Raw genomic sequence first — 19,164 nt, 5'->3', positions numbered from 1 at the left:
CTCGAGAGAGCCGGATTCGACGGATTTAACGCGGGGGCAGGCGGAGCGTTACGTGGTATGACGAAAGTTAGCGTGGTCGGCGCGGCCGGGACGGTCGGGGCCGCCGCAGGCTACAACATCGCGCTTCGGGACATCGCCGACGAACTCGTCTTCGTGGACATTCCGGACCAGGAAGACACGACGATCGGACAGGCCGCGGACACGAACCACGGTGCGGCCTACGACTCGAACACCGTGATCCGACAGGGCGGCTACGAGGACACGGCGGGGTCGGACGTCGTCGTCATCACGGCCGGCATTCCGCGCCAGCCGGGTCAGACACGAATCGATCTCGCGGGCGACAACGCGCCGATCATGGAGGACATCGGCTCCTCGCTCGCCGAGCACAACGACGACTTCATCACGGTCACCACCTCGAATCCCGTGGACCTGCTCAACCGCCACCTCTACGAGGCCGGCGACCGCGCCCGCGAGCAAGTGATCGGCTTCGGTGGCCGACTCGACTCGGCGCGCTTCCGGTACGTCATCTCCCAGCGCTACGACGTCCCCGTCCAGAACGTCGAGGCGACCATCCTCGGCGAACACGGCGACGCGCAGGTCCCCGTCTTCTCCAAGGTTCGAGTCAACGGCAAGGACCTCGAGTTCGACGACGAGGAGAAAGAAGAACTCTTAGAGGAACTCCAGACGTCCGCGATGAACGTCATCGAGAAGAAAGGCGCCACCGAGTGGGGGCCGGCGACCGGCGTCGGCCACATGGTCGAGGCGATCCTCCGCGACACCGGCGAAGTGCTTCCCGCGAGCGTCACACTCGACGGCGAGTTCGGTCACGAGGACACCGCCTTCGGCGTGCCGGTCAAACTCGGCTCCGACGGAGTCGAGGAGATCGTCGAGTGGGATCTCACCGAGTTCGAGCGCAACCAGCTCGGCGAGGCCGCCGAGAAGCTCTCCGACCAGTACGAGAAGATCGCGTAGTCCGGGTTCGGTCGACCTCGTTTTTTCAGCCCGTCACCCGCGAGACCGAGCGATCCGTCCATCGAAGCTACCGCCTTCGAACGCGCATCTCGACCGTCCCAGGCTCGAGGGTCACGCCCACGCCGGTGTCGATCGAGTCGGTGATCCGCTCGAAGTCGACGCGTCGAGCCAGCGTCGCGAGCGTTAGCTGTAGTTCGGTCATCGCAAACCGCATTCCGATGCAGTGGCGCGGACCGCCGCCGAACGGGAAGTAGGCGTACTCCGGCCGGTCGCCGTCGGCGAGCGTCTCGTCGGGAGCGACTTCGGAACCCCCCTCGAGCCACCGCTCCGGACGGAACTCGTCGGGCTCGTCCCACCACCGCTCGTCGCGGTGGATGGCGATCATCGGTAGCTGGACGACCGTCCCTGGAGTGAGTCGAGAGCCGCCGACGGCGACCGGCTCGAGCGGTTCGCGGTTGAGAAACGGAAGCGGCGGATACAACCGCATAGCCTCACGGCCGACGGCCTCCGTGACCGCGAGGTCGGGAAGGTCCGCCATCGTCGGCTGGCGGTCGCCACAGACGGCGTCGACCTCGCGCTCGAGGCGATCCCAAACGTCATCGTGGCCCGCAAGAAGCCAGCAGGCGTAGGTGAGCGCCGTCGCGGTCGTCTCGTGGCCGGCGAGCAGGAACGTCTCGAGTTGGTGACCGATCTCCTCGGGGGACGGACGGCTCCCGTCGGGGTACTCCGCGGTCGCGAGGAGCGTCAGCAGGTCGTCGCCCTCTGTGCTCGCCCCACGACGTTCGGCGACGAGTTCGTCGACCAGCGCTCCGACGTCGGCGGCGGCGCGGTCGAACTCGCGTTCGGTGGTACTCGGGACCCACGACGGGAGCAACGCGCGAACGCCGAACATCTCGCGGTCCGTGTACTCGTTCATCGCCCCCACCCATTGTCGCACGACGGTCCCGCGCTCGTCGGTCAACTCGAGGTCGAACAGCGTCCGTGCGAGCACCCGGAGGGTAAGCGTCGACAGCGTCTCCTCGAGGGCGATCACTTGCCCGTCGTCCCAGCGACAGACCGTGTGGGCGGTTTCTTCGATCATATCGTCGGCGTACGACCCGATTCGATCCGGCGTGAACGCCGACTGCAACAGGAGCCGCTGGCGTTTCCAGCGGTCGCCCTCGGCGAACAGAACCCCCTCGAGGTCGATGGCCTCGCCGAACTCGTGTTCGAACTCGCCACGCCAGAACGCGTCGCTCCGGGAGACGAGCACCGTCTCGACGAGATCGGGATCGCATAACGCGACGAACTCGCGACCGTAGGCCTCGTAGCCGACGACGTCGCCGTACTCGCCGAGTGACTCGAGGAAGGCGACCGGATCGCGACCGAACGCGAGCGTACTTCCGATCAGCGGGAGCCCCCGCGGTCCGGGGAGCGACGCCGCCCCGGCGTCGACAGGCTCATCCGACTCGATCTCGTCCCTCCGGCCCTCGAGCGTGTCCGGATCGCGGTCGTCGTCTCCCGTTCGCCGATCCGCCGGCGGTTCTGAACGACTCATAGCGTTGGGTTGGCGTTCCAGCAGTGTCGTCGCTGTGCCGAAGCACTGAACATCTATAAGTAGTAACGAGGGATATGCAGTCCGCCGACCTGACGCTACGCCTGCCGCCGTCGATGCGGATGCCGGTGCCGGAACTGGCAGTCGAATCCGCGCTTCACCGGGAAGAGTTACTCTCCTGGCAAATCGATCCCGAATCGGAAACCGTCCGCTTTCTCTCGCTGTTCGTCGGCGATCCGGAGGGGATTCAGGCGGTGGCCTCGGACCTCGAGTTCGTCCACCGATACGACATCTCCCGAGTCGACGACGACACGTTCTACGGCTACGTCGAGATGGATCTCCGCGACTCCGACGCGATGTTGATGGGCGCATTCGACGTTCCGGGACTGGTGATCGTTCCCCCCATCGTCTACACCGGCCGCGAGACCGTCCACGCGACCGTCCTCGGCGAACCCGACGCGCTCTCGACGGTGCTCGAGGCGTTCCCCGAAGGCGTCTCCGTCGAGGTCGAGCGAGTGAGCGAACACCAGCGCAGAGCCGAAACCCTGGCCGGACGGCTGACCGCTCGCCAGTTCGAGGCGATAGAAACCGCACGGGATCTCGGCTACTACGACGTCCCTCGAAGCGGGTCGCTCGCGGACGTCGCGGCGACACTCGAGTGTTCGGAGAGTGCGGCCTCGACGCTCCTCCGAACGGCCGAGTCAGAGCTCGTCGATGCGGCGTTGGGACGCGATAGTCGTTGAACGGCGTCTCGTACGGTTTACTGTCAGTCGTTTCCGGTACAGCGACGTCCTATCCTGCGGTTGCACCGATAAACCGTTACAGTAATCCGTATCAGCGGTTCGATTCGGTCGCGACGCCACGATACCGCTGTTCGTCGATCGGCTCGATCGAAAACTCGAGCGCCTCGTAGAACGGCCGAACGCCCTCGTCGAACCGCACCGTGAGCCGGCCTTCGCGCTCGAGTGTGCGTTCGATCAGCGTGGTGCCGATCCCTCGCCCTCGGTGACGACGTCGGACGCCGATCGCTGAGACGTGTGCGCCGTCCCCCTCGGCCGGCTCGAGGACGATCGTTCCGAGAATCCGCTCGTCACCCGCGTCGGGTTCGCCGCCGTTCGGTCGTGGCGCTGTGTCAGACGCGGGCGTTCCGCCGTTCGTCGCCACCCCTCGACGATCTCCGGCCACGAGGACGTCGTCCGTTGCAATCCGGCCTTCGACGTCGCCTGGTTCGAGCATCGCGGCGTCGAGGATGCGTCTCACCTCGAGGGCGTCGTCGCCGCTTGCGACCCGGACGTGGGGAGACATCTCGAAGACGGCTACGTCACGCGGTACTAAAACGGTCGACCTTTCGAAAGCGCGGTTTGGAGCTTCGTTCACGAGCGCGGTTTCGACCCGTTTTCGCCAGCGCGGTTTCGATCCGCTCGGGGAAACCGACTCGAGCCGCCGCGACGAGAGCGGCTCGAGTTCATCCCCCCTTGATCAAACGCAACACGGTGACGTGGTCGCTTTCGACCGGCTGGTCCTCGGGGACGGGCGTGCCGTCGACGAGGACGCTCACCTCGTGGGGGCTGAGGTCGACCTCGTCCAACAGGTCCGCGTACGTCGGCGTCCCGTCGTCCGCCTCGAGGTCGAGTTCGTGGGTGTCTTCACCCTTGACGTCGACGGTGACGTGCATACGTCCAGTTGCGAGCGGCCGAACTTGAGCGCGTCGCTCGAGGCGGGTTAATCCGCCGCCGGACCGTCCGTCCCGACCCCCTCCTGGGGCCGCGACTCTCGTTTCCGAACCGCGCGTCGGTGGGCGACGATCCCTCGAGTGATCGCGCCGAGGCCGAGCAAGAGGACGAGCAGGTCGACCACTCCACCGAGATACGGTATCTGGCTGACGAGCGCGCCGGCGACTACGCCGACCACGAGCGCGATCCACCGGTTGTGGACGTCGACGAGCGAGAGGAGCCAGGCGGCGACGGCATAACGTCCGTAGACGACGGCGATCCAGACCGCGAGGGCGAACGCGAACCCCCCGAAGACGGACAGCGGAATCCCGACGATCGTGATCGCGAGCGCGACGAGCAGGATGGGAACGCCCACGAGTACCCCCACCCCGACGAGCCCGGTTCGGAGCGGATCGGTCCCGATGCGTCCGGCGACGCCGCTCGAAAACCGAGGGAACACGAGCAACAACGCGGCGCCGAGAAGCAGGTTCAAACCCAGCGTATAGAGTGCGAACAGCCAGGTGGCGATCGGCTCGAGGACGGGTTCGCCCTCCCAGCCGGTCGACTCTTGGGTGATTTCACCTGCCACCGCGTCGGTGTTGCCGACGAGCTCGCCGCCGTAGCGCAGGTCGCCCGCGATCGACGCGTCGTCGCCGAGCCTGATCGTCTCCGCGCCGGCCGCCACGCTCCCGTCGACCGCCCCGTCGATCGCGACGGTTCCCGCCCCGACCGAGACGTCGCCGCCGACGGTTCCGCCCTCACTGACCCTGAGCCCGCCCGCGGCGGCGTCGACGTCGCCATCGACGCTTCCCTCGACCGTGACGCTACCACCCGCGGCCGAGACGTCGCCGCCGACATCGCCTTCGATCCGGACGTCGCCCGCGACGACGCTTACGTCGCCGGTGACGGTTCCGTCGATGATAACTGCCCCAGCGAAGGCCTCGAGTTCGTCGACCGTCTCCCCGTCCTCGACGACGACGGTCCCGCCGGTCTGGGATTCGGACTGGGCGACGACCACCCCTGGAAGCGCGCCACAGAGAACGACCGCGAGCGCGAGGAGGATGACGACCGCCCGCTGTGGTGTGACTGCTGTTCGCATACTCGAACTCCCTCGAGCGCGGTCAAAATAGTGTCACACATACGTCAGATGTGCGGAGAATCACGGTGTGCGTCTCGTCTCCAGCGTGGCCGACGCGAGAGATCCCTTCGGTCGATTTATTTCCCGCCCACTCTTTGGACGGGTATGAGCGAGGCCGATGCCGAGGCGTCAGAGCCAACCCCCGGCAAGACCGAAGTCTGGATCGAGAAGTACCGGCCGGAACGCCTCGACGAGATCAAGGGCCACGAGAACATCGTCCCTCGACTGCGGCGGTACGTCGAACAGGACGACCTGCCCCACCTCATGTTCGCGGGGCCGGCCGGGACGGGAAAATGCGTGACAGGGGAGACTCCAGTACTAACCAACGAGGGTATTTCGCCCATTTCGGCTGTCGTCGGTGGCGTCGACGGATTCGGCGACCCGGATGACGATCTCGAGATACTCACGTACGACAACGACGGTACGTTCGAATACGTTTCTCCCTCCCACGTTTTCTCGAAGAACGCAACCGATCTTGTCTCGATCGAGACCCGTGACGGCAACGAGTTCACGGTCACACCGGAACACAAGCTACTCATCGCGGACGAGTCGGGGCTTGAGTGGCGGGAGGCTGGAAGGCTTTCCGGGGAGGAACGTATTGTTCGACCGCTGAAGACGCCCGTAGCCGACGGCCCGTTTTCTTCACTCGACTGGCTCTCGTCGATGGACGGCGAGCGAACGTTCGTGACCGTCTCGGAATCTTTCGCTCGCCGACACGAAATCCCGGCCGAAGAGAACTACGTCGGACAGAAAAAAACGGTGATCGGCTGTCTCCGACGCGGCTATTCGATCGACGAGATCGTTTCCGACTACGATATCCGTCGAAAAACCGCCACCGATTACGCTCGGACGGTATCGATCGATCTTCATGCGCCGTCGACGACGTGTTCACTGTCGTATCTTCGGTCGCTCGATGTCGAGAAGTCGGAACTTCGATCCCACGTCGAACGTATCCAGTACGTGACGCAATACAACAAGCGATCCAGCCCGATCACGCCGCCCTGGGAACTTACTCCGGACCTGGCACGCTTCGTCGGTCTCGCCGTGAGCGAAGCACGGATCGAGAATGGGCGGATCAAATTCTACAATACCGATAGGACGCTCTGTGAGACGTTCGAACGGATTGCACAGCAACTGTTCGATGCCGAAACGACTCGGGGTGTTCAGAAGGGCGTTCCGTACGTCGACCTCCGAACCAAGTCCCTCCATCACTTCCTCGAATCCTGTTTTGACGTCTTCGGTGATTCGCACACGGCCGCTATCGGTTCGACGCTGGTCCACGCGTCAGAAGACGCTCGAGCAGCGTTCATTCAGGCCGTTTTCGATTCAGAGGCGTACGTCGCCACCCAGGGGACGATCGAGCTGACTCAAAAGGACGAATCGCTGATCACGCTCTGTTCCTATCTGCTCGCGTCGTTCGGGATTCCAACCCGGCGCAAGCGGGTCGAAAAGACGGCAACGAATGGATCAGGATCACCTCAGGAGTATCATTCGCTGTATATCTCTGGAATCCCTGCTCTTTCGCGCTTCGAGGATGCCGTCGGATTCACCATCGATCACAAGTCTGATCGACTCGCTGATGCGACGGCCGGCTCTGGAAATCCGAACCACGATACGATTCCTGCGCAAGCGGCCCTCGACCACCTGTGTCACACGCTCTCGTTGAAAAAAGAGCCACTGATCACCGAGACGCTGAACCCGGAAAACCCCGGCCGTGAGTCCTATCTCGAGGACATCGACCGTCTCATTCAAGCAGCATCCGATCGCCTTGAGGCGGCACAACAGGTTAAGCACGATATCGATCGAGTCCGGTCGGACATTCGATCGATAAGCGCGATCCCCTCGGTGTGGGCCGGAGAGCGATCCACGTTGGAACCACTCTCGATCAGAAAGGAAATCGAAGCAACGACTGGGGTTCGATCCGATCGACTGCTCGAGTACTCCGATGGACGGCGCTCGCCGGTCGCAAGCCGTACGAGCGAACTCCTCGTTACGCTCGGGTCGCGTACTGACGTGCCAGACACTGCATCGATACAGCAATCGCTCGGAAACGCGATCGATGCCCTTGGTGTCTCGGACAATCGAATCGCGGAGGGAACAACGTTGCTTGGCAGTGATGTCCGTCAACTTATCGAGAACGATGATCACGATATTGGGTCACTACCGCGGTTCGAAACTGTCGCCGAACGAATTCTCGGCGTTGCCAATGAGATGTGTTCAATGGAAGTCGTCGAACGACTAGTCGCGCTCGATCGTCTCTCCCGCGGAACACTCTATTTCGACCACATAATGGACATCGAACACGTCGAAGACGAGCGTCGTGTCTACGATCTCACGGTTCCCGGAACGCGAAACTACGTCGCAGGTGACGTGCCAACCGTTATGCACAACACAACGGCTGCACAGGCCATCGCCCGCGAAGTCTACGACGACGACTGGCGCGAGAACTTCCTCGAGTTGAACGCCTCCGACCAGCGCGGGATCGACGTCGTCCGGGACCGAATCAAGGACTTCGCACGCTCGTCGTTCGGCGGCTACGATCACCGTATCATCTTCTTAGACGAGGCGGACGCGCTCACTTCGGACGCCCAATCCGCGCTGCGCCGGACGATGGAGCAGTTTTCGAACAACACGCGATTCATCCTCTCGTGTAACTACTCGAGTCAGATCATCGACCCCATCCAGTCGCGGTGTGCCGTCTTCCGCTTTACCGAACTCGGCGAGGAGGCGATCGAGGCCCAGATTCGCGAGATCGCCGAGACGGAGGGGATCGAGGTGACCGACGACGGCGTCGACGCGCTCGTCTACGCCGCCGACGGCGACATGCGCAAGGCGATCAACGGTCTGCAGGCCGCGGCGGTTATGGGCGAGGTCGTCGACGAGGAGACGGTTTTCGCGATCACCGCCACCGCTCGCCCCGAAGAAGTCGAGGCGATGGTCGATCACGCCATCGAGGGCGACTTCACCGCCGCCCGCGCCGCCTTAGAGGGGCTGCTGACCGACCGTGGTCTGGCCGGCGGCGACGTCATCGACCAGCTTCACCGTTCCGCGTGGGAGTTCGACCTTCCGGAGGGAGCGACCGTCCAGTTGCTCGAGCGCCTCGGCGAGGTCGACTACCGTATCACGGAGGGCGCCAGCGAACGACTCCAGCTCGAGGCGATGCTCGCATCGCTCGCGCTCGAAGACGAGTAGCACAGAGGCGATGGCCAGCGATCGTCACATTCGAGTCGCGGAGCCCGGGACCGTCGAGGGCGGGACCGTAACCGGTGGAGATACCCCGGCCATCCGGGAGATCTACGCCCACTTCTGTGAGTCGACGCCGGTCACGTTCGAGGAGCGAGCGCCGAGCGTGGCCGCTCTGTCCGAGCGAATCAGATCGACGCTCGAGCGGTATCCGTGGCTGGTCTGTGAACGCGACGGCGAAGTAGTCGGCTACGCCTACGCGAGTCAGTTGCGCAAACGCCACGCCTACCAGTGGGTCGTCGAACTCTCCGTCTACGTCGCCGCGGCCGTCCGCCGGTCGGGGATCGGACGCGGGCTCTACGAGTCGCTGTTCGCGATCCTCGAGCGCCAGGGCGTCCGAGACGCCTACGCGGTGACGACCGTTCCCAACCCCGAGACGGTCCGGTTTCACGAACGGCTGGGGTTCGAACGGCTGGCCGACTTTCCCGCGATCGGCCACACCCACGGAGACTGGCAGGACGTCGCCTGGTGGCGCCGCCCGCTCGGGGAGAAGACGGCGGACCCCGAGCCGATCACCTCGTTTTCCGACCTCCGCGAGGACCCGGACGTGCGATCGCTGATCGCCGCCGGAGAAGCGTTCCTCGAGCGCTAATGGACTCGATCGGTCACGCCGGGTTTCGATTGACGCCGATCACGTCCGCGCCGCGAACGAAGAAGACCGGCCCATCAACGCCGCCGGCAACGTCGACGTTCCAGCCGTGCGCGGCGGCGATCCGTTCGACGGTCTCGAGGTCGAACGCGGCGACGTCGCCTTCGACCGTCCGGTCGGAAACGGGCGAGGAGTCGCGATCGGCCGCCGTTTCCTCGACTCCCGACCGACGACCGCCCACGCGGAAGCCGTCGGGAGTCGTATCGACGGTTACGACGACCGATTCGTCCGATTCGGCCGGTTCTCCGGACTCCGCGCGCTCGTTTCCGTCCGCCCGTTCGATCGTCACCGGCAACAGCCGTTCGAACAGCTCCTGAAGTTGCTCATCGTCGGCCTCGAGAGCGTGATCGTCGACGGCCTGAATAACGAGTTTTGCGTCGTCGGTCTCGACAGCCTCCCACGCACGCTGGACGACGTCTCCGAGAGCAACGGGTTCCGCCTCGGCGGATGGGCCGTTCCCTCGAGCGATCCCGACCAGCCGATCGAGCAGTTCTCGTTGCTGATGCTGGGCGTCAGCGATTTCGACGAAGTGTTCTCTGTCTCCGGTTTCTTCGGCGATGTCGAGGAATCCACGGGTGACGTTCAGTAGCGTCCGCACGTCGTCGTCGACCAGTTCGGCGACGGTCGCGAGCCGGCGTTCGGCCGTGGCCAGGTTCCGTTCTCGCCGGTTCGCCTCCGTGAGGTCGTCGTAGACGACCACTCCGTGGGGGTTTCGGTCGGCTTCCCGCGCGTCGCTACCGTCACCTGCCTCGAGTGGAACCACCGTGATCCGGTATTCGCGGACCTCGTCGCCGACTTCGATCCGGCTGACGAACTGGCGTCGCTCACCCGTCTTGGCCGCCTCGCGAAGCGCCGCTCGTCGCCGTTTGACACCCGGCAGGAGGACTCCCACCTCGGTGTGGACGTCGACGACCGGTTCGCGATCGACGTCGAAGACGTCCGCGTAGGTTTCGGTGACGTCCCTGCGGATTACCTGCTCGCCGTCGATCTCGTAGTGGACCGCCGGCTCCGGAAACCGTTCGAACAGCGATCGGAGACGATCGCGTTCCGCGCCGACCCGATCTCGGTCGGCGAGGAGTTCGTCGCGTTCGTCGGCGAACCGATCCCGTTCGGTGAGAAGTCGCTTCCGGACCCGATCCCGTTCCTCCCGGATGCGGTCGGTCTCGTCGGCGAGCCTCGACTCGGTCTCGAGTCGCTCGAGCACCGCGCGGGCGACCCGGCAGTACGCCGCGAGCGTCTCGCAGTCACGCTCGTCGAACGCCGTTCGCTCCGTCGTTGCGGCGTGTAAGACGCCGACGTCGCCGATGGGGACACAACAGATCGATCGCAGTTCCTCGATGGCAACGAAGGCGGCGTGTCGTTCGCCGTCGGCGTCGTCGAGAATCGCGGGATCGCCACTCCGGAGGATTTCCTCGAGGCTCCCGTCGCGGGCCACTCCGTCGAGGTCCTCGTCGGGAACGGCCGCCGTCGCGGCCCGCAACGAAAACTCGCCGAACTGGACCGTCGAGAGCCAGCAGTGGTCGACCTCGAGTGCGGTCGCCGCGTGAACGACCAGCAGTTCGAACAGCCGATCCCGATCCCGTCGGTTGGTTACGTCGACGAGCGACTCGAGGAGTCGGTCGGCGAGGGCGTCGGTCACCGCCCCCGTACCGGGCATCGCGATCGTCTCGGACTCGGCGTCCGATTCGGTTTCGCCTCCGGCACACACCCACTCGATCTCGTCGGCGAGGTGAACGATCGCGTCGTCGGCGTCTCGCCGGACGTAGCCCTCGATTCCGTCGGTCGCCCGCGCGGTCGACGAGGCGTACGACGCATCCGAAAAGAGGACGATCGGCGTCGACTCACAGACTTCGATCGCCTCGAGAAGGGGTCCCCCCGCGGCGGTCGTCGGCGTTTCGGCGAAGACGATGCAGTCGACGTCCGACTCCCACGCCTGTAGCTGTCCGACGTCCTCGATCGGCATCGGGTGGACGTATCTATCCGGTCCCGATCGAACCGCCTCCAGTGTGGCCGCACCTTCGCGGGCCGAATCAGCGGTTTTGGCGAGATAGAGCACCGCACGTGGCCGTGATCGCGACGAGGAAGTCATTCCGAGGTGATCGTCTCTGTACCGGAGTGATTCTCCATCCAAATAAAGGTACAGTCCGGTTCACCATCTAGACAAGGATGTTCGATCCCGAATGAAAAACCGATTCGACAGTTACCACTCGAACGGGACGCCGGGGAGATCGCCGACTTGCGTTCGGTCGAACCGTCCCGTCGATCGAAGGCGCTTAGTGGCTCACCGTCGCGGTATCGTCCATGAACCCCCCGAACTGGCGAACCTACCTCGTCACTCAGGAGTCGCTCTCGAGCGGCCGGTCGACCGTCGAGATCGTCGAGGCGGCGATCGACGGCGGCGTCGACGCCGTCCAGCTCCGCGAGAAGGACGCCGACGCACGCTGGCGGTACGAACTCGGCCTCGAGTTGCGCGAACTCACCGCGGCGGCGGGCGTTGCCCTGATCGTCAACGACCGGGTCGACGTCGCGGAAGCGATCGACGCCGACGGCGTCCACGTCGGCCAGTCAGACCTCCCGGTCGCGGTTGCCCGCGATTTACTCGGATCCGACGCGATCGTCGGCTGTTCGGCGTCGACGGTCACGGAAGCCGAGCGCGCCGAGGCCGACGGTGCGGACTACCTCGGGGTCGGATCGATCTACGGTACCTCTTCGAAAGACGTCGTAGCGGAGAACGATCGCCTCGGCCCCGAACGCGTCGCCGCAATCGCCGACGCCGTCTCGATCCCGATCGTCGGAATCGGCGGCGTGACGGCAGACAACGCCACGCCGGTCGCCGAAGCGGGGGCCACCGGCGTCGCCGTCATCTCGGAGATCACGGCCGCCGAGGATCCCGCGGCCGCGACGCGCCGGCTCGCGGACGCCGTCGAAACCGGCAAGGCCCTCGAGAGCGGAGGACCGACGAATGAGTGACTCGATCGACGTTACGACGGACGACCTCGCATCGTCGCTTCGGACGATCCGCGAGACCGAACCGCTGGTTCAGTCGCTGACCAACGAGGTGACGATGAACGACGTCGCCAATCTGGTTCTCCACTGGGGTGCCCTGCCGGTGATGGCCGACTCGCCCGGCGACGCCGGCGAGATGGCCGACCTCGCGAGTGCGGTCCTGATCAACACCGGTCAGATTCCGGAGTCGAAAGTCGAGGCCGCCCGCGAGGCAGGACGCCGCGCCAACGAACGGGGGATCCCGGTCGTCCTCGACCCGGTCGGCGTCGGATCGACGCCCTCCCGCGAAGCAGTCGCCGAACGGCTCCTCTCGGAACTCGAGTTCTCGATCATCAAGGGCAACTACGGCGAGATCAGCGCCCTCGCCGGCGTCGAAGCCGAGGTGAAAGGCGTCGAGTCCGTCGGCGACTACGACGAGATCGAACGGACGGCCCGGTCGGTGGCCGATTCGACCGGGGCGATCGTCGTCGCCTCCGGCGTCGAGGACGTCGTCGCCGATTCCGACAGCGCCGCTCGGCTCTCGGTGGGCCACGACCGACTCGGCGACGTCGTCGGCACCGGCTGTATGCTCGGTGCCACCCTCGCAGTCTTCGCGGGCACCCTCGAGGACGGCCACGCGGCCGCCGTCCACGGAACGCTCGCATTCGGCGTCGCCGGCGAGCAGGCCGCCGAGATGGCACACGACGGCCCGGCGAGCTACCGGACGAACTTCCACGACACCGTCGCCGGCTTCGGTCCCGAGTCCGTCGACGACCTCGAACTCGGCGATCGGATCGACCGGATCGTCTGAAGACGGATCGACCGGGCCGTGTGAGGACGTCACGACCGATCGAATCGAGTGACGACGGACCGATCTCAGCGGCTTTCTCCTCGGGGACGCGCCTCGACACTGGCTCGAGTCCGACACCGAACGTATTCGAGGACCCGCAAACCGAGTTCGATCACCCGGGCCGCTTCGTCCCGCTCGAGGCGATCTTCACCCCGGATAGCCCTGTCACAGACGCCGACGACTTCTTCGTGTGCGGCCACCAGCTCGGCGAGGTCCGCCGTCCGTCCCGCCGTCGGCTGTACGTCACCAGGGGCGTCGACAGCCTCGTCTACCTGCTCGAGCGCCCGCTCGAGTTCGACGCGTAGCTCGACGAGGGCGTACTGCGGGTCCGCCGCGAGCAGTTCGTACAGTCGCGTCGCAATCTCCGATGGATCTTCGCTCGCAGAAGAGGCTTCGTCGCCTTCGCCCTGTGATCCCGACAGAGTCGTTCCCTTCGCGCGTTCGCTATCGGTTCCACGCGTCTCATCGCGACGCGTCTCATCGCGAGCGTTCCGCGTTTCGACCTCGAGGGCCTCGACGGGCGATCGATCGTCAGCGCCATCGGTCGACCCGCCCGTAGCGGGACGATCCTCGAGCGCGTCGACCCGCCGCTTTGCTCGGTCGATATCCTCCCGTAGGTGGATCGAGCCGAACTCGCCGACCTCGAGTTGCTCGAGGTCGTTCAAGATTACGACGACGAGGACGATCGCGAACAGCGCGATCGCCGGCCAGGTGAGATCGACCCGTTCTGTCGCACTCAGCACGATCAACCCGATCGCGAGGACGAACAGCAACAGCTGACCGGCCTTGCGTATCCGACGCTCGCGCCGTCCACCTGGGCTCCGTCTGATCTTCATACCTCTTTTCATTCCGTGCATTCACTAAATTATATCCCTCAATGTTGACACAGAGGGTGGGCCGGACCGGGTACGTTCTGGACCGCCTCCCCGTCGAGATTCGCCTCGAGTGCTCTTCGTCGGAAGATCGGACGCAACGATTTTCCGTGTCTTCGGCGAAGGACCGAACGATGCCCAGCGACTCACTCGAGACCGCAGCGGAGTCCGTCCGAAACGCGGCCGGAGCGGCCAGCGGCGACGTCGCCGAACGCCTCGAGAGCCAGGCCTCGCAGTTCGAGCGCATGGCCGAAGCCGACCGCGACCCCGACCACGGAAAACTCGCCCGTCACGAACACGTGCTCAGAGAGATCGCCGAGGACGCAGGCGGCGAGGTCTCGGACCACGTCGACGACGCCCTCGAATCGATCCGCGCGTTCCGGGAGACGCTCGAGGGCGTCTGAGGAACCGTCGTAACGATCGCCGGTGTAATCGCAACCGGTCGCGGTTGTGCCGGCACTGGTTCACAACAACCCGGCCGAACGAAAGACGGAGATTCCCGATCAACAGACCCGATCGAAACAGCGCCGATTCCCGATCAACAGACCGGCTTCGGGTTTGCGCCCATCGACTCGAGGTTCTCGACGTACTCTCCGTAGGCCGCCTCGATCGCGCCCGAGGCGGCCTCCTCGGCGTGACTCCAGTCCTCGTCGTCCTCGCAGACCGCCTCGAGCACGGTCTCGGCGCGCTCGAGTTGCTCGTCTAAGTCGTCGCCGAACTCGCGGAAGACGCCGGCGGTCTGTGGGTCGGCGTCGCCGACGAAGTAGCCGACGACCTGGTCTTTCGAGCGCTTGCTCGCGAGGATGCGGCCGATAAAGGCGCCGACGCGCTCGGTCGTAGACTCGAGCCCCCGGAGGTACTCGTGGAGTGTGGGCACCTCCTGGGGGTCGTATTCCTCGTTCTCGAGGTGGTCGACGACCGTTTCGAAGTGGCCACGTTCCTCTTCGGCGGTAGTCGCGAACGCCTCGCGGGCGGCCTCGTCGTCCTCGTCGTCGGCCCAGCCCTCGAACGTCTCCCAGGCGGCGTGTTCGGCATCCGCGGTCGCCTCGAGGACGGGTTCGGTGTCGATGTCTCCGCCGGTGTCGGCGTACAGCGATTTCGAGGAGCCGAGTCGAGAGAGGGCTGTCTGGTTTTCCTCCTGGACGGTCTCGAGGAACGCGTCGGCGTCGGTCATAGGCGGTGGTTCGGCCGGGCGGGAGTTAGGCCTATCGTCGTCGGTGACAGGTGAGCCGGCATCCGGTAGCGGGTGGAAGTAGTTTCGCGGTCCGTCCGGTTTCGGATGCCGATTCCAGCGAACTGCCACGGATCGGAGTCGTTCTCGCAGGCGTCGAGATTTGAATCTGTCGGGGTCCGGACTGGCGTTACATCTATGGTGTATCGTAACGTAGCGAATTGTAACGATGAAAACGGTCACCACGCGGATCCCCGAAGACGACGAAGAAGTACTGGCCCAACTCGAGGCAGAACTAACCGCAGACCGATCCGAGGTCCTTCGTCGCCTCATTCGACAGGGACTCGCAGACTGGCGACGCGAAAAGGCACTCGAGCAACTCCGAGACGACGAGGTAACGCTTCGCCGGGCAGCCGAAATCGCCGATGTGACGTACGTCGAAATGGTATCACTCGCCGCCGAAGAGGGAATTGACGTCGGGTACACGACCGACGATCTCGAACGCGATCTCGATCGAATCTAATGGTCGTCGTCGATTCATCCGCCCTGATTCCGCTCGCGTGGGTCGGCCGACTGGATCTCATTTCGTCGACGTTCGACGAGATCCAAACGACGGAGGAGGTAGAAGCGGAAGTTCTCACGGACGGGAAACCAGGGACCGCCATCCTCGAAGAATTTCTCCACGGGGTCACCGTCTGTGAGACCCCACCCAGAGCGGCAGACGTCGCATCGCTCGAGGGCATTGCCGTCGCCGATGCGTCAGTGATTCTACTATCCGAAGACAGAGACGAAATCCTCCTCGCGAACGACAAGGGTCTCATCGATGTCGCTCGCACTCGCGACGTCGAGTGCTGGTGGGTGACGACGTTGGTACTCAAATGCGCGAAAGACGGTACACTGTCGTCAACCGACGCAACTGCTGTCCTGTACGATCTCGTCGACGAGGGGATGAATCTCCATCCGAAGGTGTACACGAAGGTCCAAAAGAAGCTTCGGGAACTCGGTGACGAGGACTGATACCGACTGCTGTACCGATAGTAACAACTGCAACGATTCACACACTGATCGCACTGTCCGCGGTTCTCGCTCATGGTTCGAAAATCGAAGATTTTCGTCATCACGAACGACCGCTGGTCGTTCGAACGACTTCGTTCGCTCCGAACCGCACACGCTCCGAACCGCGCACGCTCCGAACCGCGCACACTCCGAACCGCGCTGCCGTCGTGCGATCAGGTGCCGTCCCACGCCGCTCCGGAACTGACAGACGGGGTTCGTGGCTCACCCACAGCTCGACGTCATCACGCTACCGCGTCCCAACTCGAGGCCTCGTTTCACTCGGCGTCGCCCTGCTCCACGGCTCACTTCGTTCGCCGTTCCGCCTCGAGGCCACCTCCTTCATTCAGTCGTCGGCCTCGCCCTGCTCGCGGGCCAGAGCCCGCTCGCTTTTCCGAGGTCTCCTTCGCTTCGCTCGCGGCTACACCGCTCGCGCTTCTGCGGTTCTCACTCCCTACGGTCGTTCCGAACCGCACCCTGCTCAGTCGCCCTCGCCCTTCTCGATCGGCGCGTTGACGAGGTTGCCCCACTCGGTCCAGGAACCGTCGTAGTTGACGGTGTCCTCGTAGCCGAGCAGTTCGTGAAGCGCAAACCACGCGACCGACGAACGTTCGCCGATGCGGCAGTAGGCGACGGTCGTCTCGTCGCCGTCGATCTCCTCCTCGCCGTACAACTCCTCGAGTTCCTCGCGCGTTTTGAAGGTGCCGTCGTCGTTCGTGACCGCGGCCCACGAGATGTTCTTCGCGCCCGGGATGTGGCCGCCGCGCTGGGCGGTCTCCTGCAGTCCCGGTGGCGCGAGGATCTCGCCGCTGAACTCCTCGGGCGAGCGAACGTCGACGAGCGGAACCCCGCGTTCGATGGCGTTTTCGACGTCCTCGCGGTAGGCGCGGATGCTCTCGCGCGGACCCGCGGCGTCGTACTCGACGGACGGGAACTCGGGTTCCTCGTCAGTCGTCGGATACTCGTTCTCGAGCCAGTACTCGCGGCCGCCGTCTAAGAGGTAGGCGTCCTCGTGTCCGTAGTACTTCAGCTGCCAGTAGGTGTAGGCGGCGAACCAGTTGGAGTTGTCGCCATAGAGGACGACGGTGTCGTCCTCGCTGATGCCGTGACTGCCGAGTAAGTCCTCGAAGTCCGCTTTCGAGAGGACGTCGCGGGTGGTCTGATCCTGCAGTTGGGTCTCCCAGTTGAACCCGATCGCGCCGGGGGCGTGTGCTTCCTCGTAGGCTTCCGTGTCGACGTCGACTTCAACCAGCCGGAGGTCGGCGTCGGCGTCCTGGAACTCCTCGAGTCGGTCTTCGACCCAGTCGGCGGTGACGAGTACGTCGTTGGCGTAATCTGTTGCCATACTCGAGTCCACGACCGCCAGGGTCATAGTGGCACTCGAACCGGACAATTCAGTCACAGGTCGACCGTCTCGGTGATGGTTGCCGCTACCTCGGACGACCCCCGAGCGCGGGCGTCCCGAAGGGAGCCGCCAGCCCCCGTCCGCGAGTATGCCCGCCGTATGACCCGTGGAACGAACACGGATCATCGACCGAATGCGGAAATAATTGCCACGACCTCGGTACCCAGGGGAGACGTGCCGGGAACGGTGCGTTATCGGCGTTCCGGGGCGAGGTCACGAACGATGGACGAATCCGTCGTCGTCTCGCCCAACTGGCTGGCATCGCGACTCGAGGAATCGACCGTCCGTCCGATCGACGTTCGCGACCCCTGGGAGTACGACGGGATCGGTCACGTCCCCGGGGCGGTCAACGTCCCCTTCGACAGCTACCGAGACGAGAGCAACGTCGACCGCGGGACGCTCCCCGGCGCGGAGGCGTTCGCGGATCTCCTCTCCGAAGCGGGGATCGAACCGACGGACACGATCGTCGCCTACGACGACACCCACGGCGTCTTCGCCGCCCGCTTCGTGCTTACCGCCCTCGAGTACGGCCACGACGACGTGCGCCTGCTCGACGGCGACTACAGCGCCTGGAACCGCGAACACGAGACCACGACCGACGAACCGGAGATCGAGCCGACGAGCTACGAAACCGATCCACTCACCCGCGAGAAGAGCCCGCTCGTCGACCTCGAGGCCGTCGAAGCGGCCCTCGAGCGCGGCGCCCTGTTCCTCGACACGCGCGAGCAATCCGAGTTCGAGGAGGCCCGCCTTCCCGGTGCCGTCCGCTTCGACTGGCGCGAGGTCGTCGACGACGAGACGCGTCGGTTGAAGCCCGAAGGTGAACTCGAGGCCCTGCTCGCCGACTACGGCATCACGCGCGAGCGCGAGATCGTCCTCTACTGTAACACCGCGAGACGGATCAGTCACACCTACGTCGTTCTGTGCGGACTCGGCTACGAAGACGTCGCGTTTTACGAGGGAAGCCTCACGGAGTGGCTGGCGAACGACGGCGAGGTGGCGACGGGGCCTGCGACGTCCGCCGACCACCGGAGTCGGTGAACGTCGTTGCGCTCTCTCGTGAATCAGCGGCCACACGATCAGCGTTAGTCGTCCGTGTGGGAGCGGTGACGGAGACTCACCAGGGACGGCGTTCGCCGAACGTATTCGTCACGGTTCTTCCCGACTGAGAAGGGCCGATCTCACTCAAGAGTCGCGGCGGTGAATCCTCGAACGTCGAGTCACCCGGCTCGGGGAACCCAATGAACGAGTATACACTCATCATCGCGGTCGCGAACGCGGCGACGCTGTTGACCGGCGGCGCCGTCGCGACGTTTTCGTACAGAGCATTTAGACGAACCGGGTCCAGGGCACTCCGTGCAGTCGCCACGGGATTTACCTTCATCGTCGTCGGCTCCGTCTTCGGCGGCGTCGCCCACCTTCTCGGCGACAGCGTCGCACTCGGCGTCGCGATCCAGAGTTCGTTCGTCGCCGGCGGGTTCGCCATCCTGTTGTACTCGCTGTACGTCGAGACGTCGACGACGGAACTGATCACCGCGCGGTACCTGAGATGATCCGGTCGGCCGACGGAAACGAGAGCG

Annotated in this window: 19 protein-coding genes; 11 read left to right on the top strand and 8 right to left on the bottom strand. The window is 64.7% G+C overall.

Annotated elements, in window-relative coordinates; all coding sequences use genetic code 11:
• Nucleotides 1-57: 57 nt before the first annotated feature.
• Complete coding sequence (gene mdh, locus AB7C87_RS08915) at nt 58-972, top strand: malate dehydrogenase (RefSeq protein WP_369729085.1); 915 nt, start codon at nt 58-60, stop codon at nt 970-972.
• A gap of 67 nt (nt 973-1,039) precedes the next feature.
• Here mdh and AB7C87_RS08910 read toward each other — a convergent pair whose 3' ends face one another.
• Complete coding sequence (locus tag AB7C87_RS08910; protein WP_369729084.1) at nt 1,040-2,509, bottom strand: cytochrome P450; 1,470 nt, start codon at nt 2,507-2,509, stop codon at nt 1,040-1,042.
• A gap of 74 nt (nt 2,510-2,583) precedes the next feature.
• Between AB7C87_RS08910 and AB7C87_RS08905 the strand changes: the two genes are divergently transcribed.
• Nucleotides 2,584-3,249, top strand: a complete 666-nt coding sequence (locus AB7C87_RS08905; protein ID WP_369729083.1) for a helix-turn-helix domain-containing protein — start codon at nt 2,584-2,586, stop codon at nt 3,247-3,249.
• Nucleotides 3,250-3,340: 91 nt separating this feature from the next.
• On the opposite strand, the gene AB7C87_RS08900 is transcribed toward AB7C87_RS08905, so the two are convergent.
• From AB7C87_RS08900 to AB7C87_RS08890, 3 genes are all read right to left on the bottom strand, one after another.
• Nucleotides 3,341-3,811, bottom strand: coding sequence for a GNAT family N-acetyltransferase (locus AB7C87_RS08900; RefSeq protein WP_369729082.1), 471 nt, complete (start codon nt 3,809-3,811; stop codon nt 3,341-3,343).
• Between the two features lie 160 nt (nt 3,812-3,971).
• Nucleotides 3,972-4,181 (bottom strand): ubiquitin-like small modifier protein SAMP2, encoded by a 210-nt coding sequence (gene samp2, locus AB7C87_RS08895; RefSeq protein ID WP_369729081.1) that lies wholly within the window; start codon nt 4,179-4,181, stop codon nt 3,972-3,974.
• A gap of 47 nt (nt 4,182-4,228) precedes the next feature.
• Nucleotides 4,229-5,317, bottom strand: a complete 1,089-nt coding sequence (locus tag AB7C87_RS08890) for a bactofilin family protein (RefSeq protein WP_369729080.1) — start codon at nt 5,315-5,317, stop codon at nt 4,229-4,231.
• Nucleotides 5,318-5,461: 144 nt separating this feature from the next.
• Between AB7C87_RS08890 and AB7C87_RS08885 the strand changes: the two genes are divergently transcribed.
• Together AB7C87_RS08885 and AB7C87_RS08880 are read left to right on the top strand one after the other, a co-directional pair.
• Nucleotides 5,462-8,548 (top strand): replication factor C small subunit, encoded by a 3,087-nt coding sequence (locus AB7C87_RS08885; protein WP_369729079.1) that lies wholly within the window; start codon nt 5,462-5,464, stop codon nt 8,546-8,548.
• Nucleotides 8,549-8,558: 10 nt separating this feature from the next.
• Nucleotides 8,559-9,191 (top strand): GNAT family N-acetyltransferase, encoded by a 633-nt coding sequence (locus AB7C87_RS08880; RefSeq protein WP_369729078.1) that lies wholly within the window; start codon nt 8,559-8,561, stop codon nt 9,189-9,191.
• A gap of 13 nt (nt 9,192-9,204) precedes the next feature.
• Here the strand turns inward: AB7C87_RS08880 and AB7C87_RS08875 are convergent, their stop codons facing one another.
• The gene (locus AB7C87_RS08875) at nt 9,205-11,304 is read right to left on the bottom strand and encodes a GAF domain-containing protein (RefSeq protein ID WP_369729077.1); all 2,100 of its coding nucleotides are present in this window, start codon (nt 11,302-11,304) and stop codon (nt 9,205-9,207) included.
• A 245-nt stretch (nt 11,305-11,549) separates the two neighbouring features.
• On the opposite strand from AB7C87_RS08875, the gene thiE reads away from it, so the two are divergent.
• Together thiE and thiM are read left to right on the top strand one after the other, a co-directional pair.
• The gene (gene thiE / locus AB7C87_RS08870) at nt 11,550-12,218 is read left to right on the top strand and encodes a thiamine phosphate synthase (protein WP_369729076.1); all 669 of its coding nucleotides are present in this window, start codon (nt 11,550-11,552) and stop codon (nt 12,216-12,218) included.
• Nucleotides 12,211-13,044, top strand: coding sequence for a hydroxyethylthiazole kinase (gene thiM, locus AB7C87_RS08865; RefSeq protein WP_369729075.1), 834 nt, complete (start codon nt 12,211-12,213; stop codon nt 13,042-13,044). Before thiE ends, thiM begins: the two co-directional genes overlap by 8 nt.
• A gap of 65 nt (nt 13,045-13,109) precedes the next feature.
• Here thiM and AB7C87_RS08860 read toward each other — a convergent pair whose 3' ends face one another.
• Nucleotides 13,110-13,919 (bottom strand): hypothetical protein, encoded by an 810-nt coding sequence (locus tag AB7C87_RS08860; protein ID WP_369729074.1) that lies wholly within the window; start codon nt 13,917-13,919, stop codon nt 13,110-13,112.
• Between the two features lie 170 nt (nt 13,920-14,089).
• Between AB7C87_RS08860 and AB7C87_RS08855 the strand changes: the two genes are divergently transcribed.
• Entirely contained in the window at nt 14,090-14,359 is a 270-nt protein-coding gene (locus AB7C87_RS08855; RefSeq protein WP_369729073.1) for a DUF7553 family protein, read from the top strand.
• Nucleotides 14,360-14,493: 134 nt separating this feature from the next.
• Here AB7C87_RS08855 and AB7C87_RS08850 read toward each other — a convergent pair whose 3' ends face one another.
• Nucleotides 14,494-15,129, bottom strand: a complete 636-nt coding sequence (locus tag AB7C87_RS08850) for a rubrerythrin family protein (protein ID WP_369729072.1) — start codon at nt 15,127-15,129, stop codon at nt 14,494-14,496.
• 226 nt (nt 15,130-15,355) lie between these two features.
• On the opposite strand from AB7C87_RS08850, the gene AB7C87_RS08845 reads away from it, so the two are divergent.
• Nucleotides 15,356-15,649, top strand: a complete 294-nt coding sequence (locus AB7C87_RS08845) for a UPF0175 family protein (protein WP_369729071.1) — start codon at nt 15,356-15,358, stop codon at nt 15,647-15,649.
• Complete coding sequence (locus AB7C87_RS08840; protein ID WP_369729070.1) at nt 15,649-16,143, top strand: PIN domain-containing protein; 495 nt, start codon at nt 15,649-15,651, stop codon at nt 16,141-16,143. The genes AB7C87_RS08845 and AB7C87_RS08840 overlap by 1 nt, the downstream gene beginning before the upstream one ends.
• A 517-nt stretch (nt 16,144-16,660) precedes the next feature.
• Here AB7C87_RS08840 and AB7C87_RS08835 read toward each other — a convergent pair.
• Nucleotides 16,661-17,524 carry a sulfurtransferase gene (locus AB7C87_RS08835; RefSeq protein WP_369729069.1) on the bottom strand — a complete coding sequence of 288 codons (864 nt, stop codon included), beginning with the start codon at nt 17,522-17,524 and terminating at the stop codon, nt 16,661-16,663.
• A 282-nt stretch (nt 17,525-17,806) separates the two neighbouring features.
• On the opposite strand from AB7C87_RS08835, the gene AB7C87_RS08830 reads away from it, so the two are divergent.
• Nucleotides 17,807-18,625, top strand: a complete 819-nt coding sequence (locus AB7C87_RS08830; protein WP_369729068.1) for a sulfurtransferase — start codon at nt 17,807-17,809, stop codon at nt 18,623-18,625.
• Between the two features lie 200 nt (nt 18,626-18,825).
• On the top strand, nt 18,826-19,137 hold the full coding sequence (locus AB7C87_RS08825; RefSeq protein ID WP_369729067.1) for a DUF7521 family protein: 312 nt from the start codon (nt 18,826-18,828) through the stop codon (nt 19,135-19,137).
• Nucleotides 19,138-19,164 lie beyond the last annotated feature (27 nt).

This window comes from Natrarchaeobius versutus (genome assembly GCF_041205745.1).
GTDB classification, from domain to species: Archaea; Halobacteriota; Halobacteria; order Halobacteriales; family Natrialbaceae; genus Natrarchaeobius; species Natrarchaeobius versutus.
This window is presented reverse-complemented; position numbering and strand designations above follow the sequence as displayed.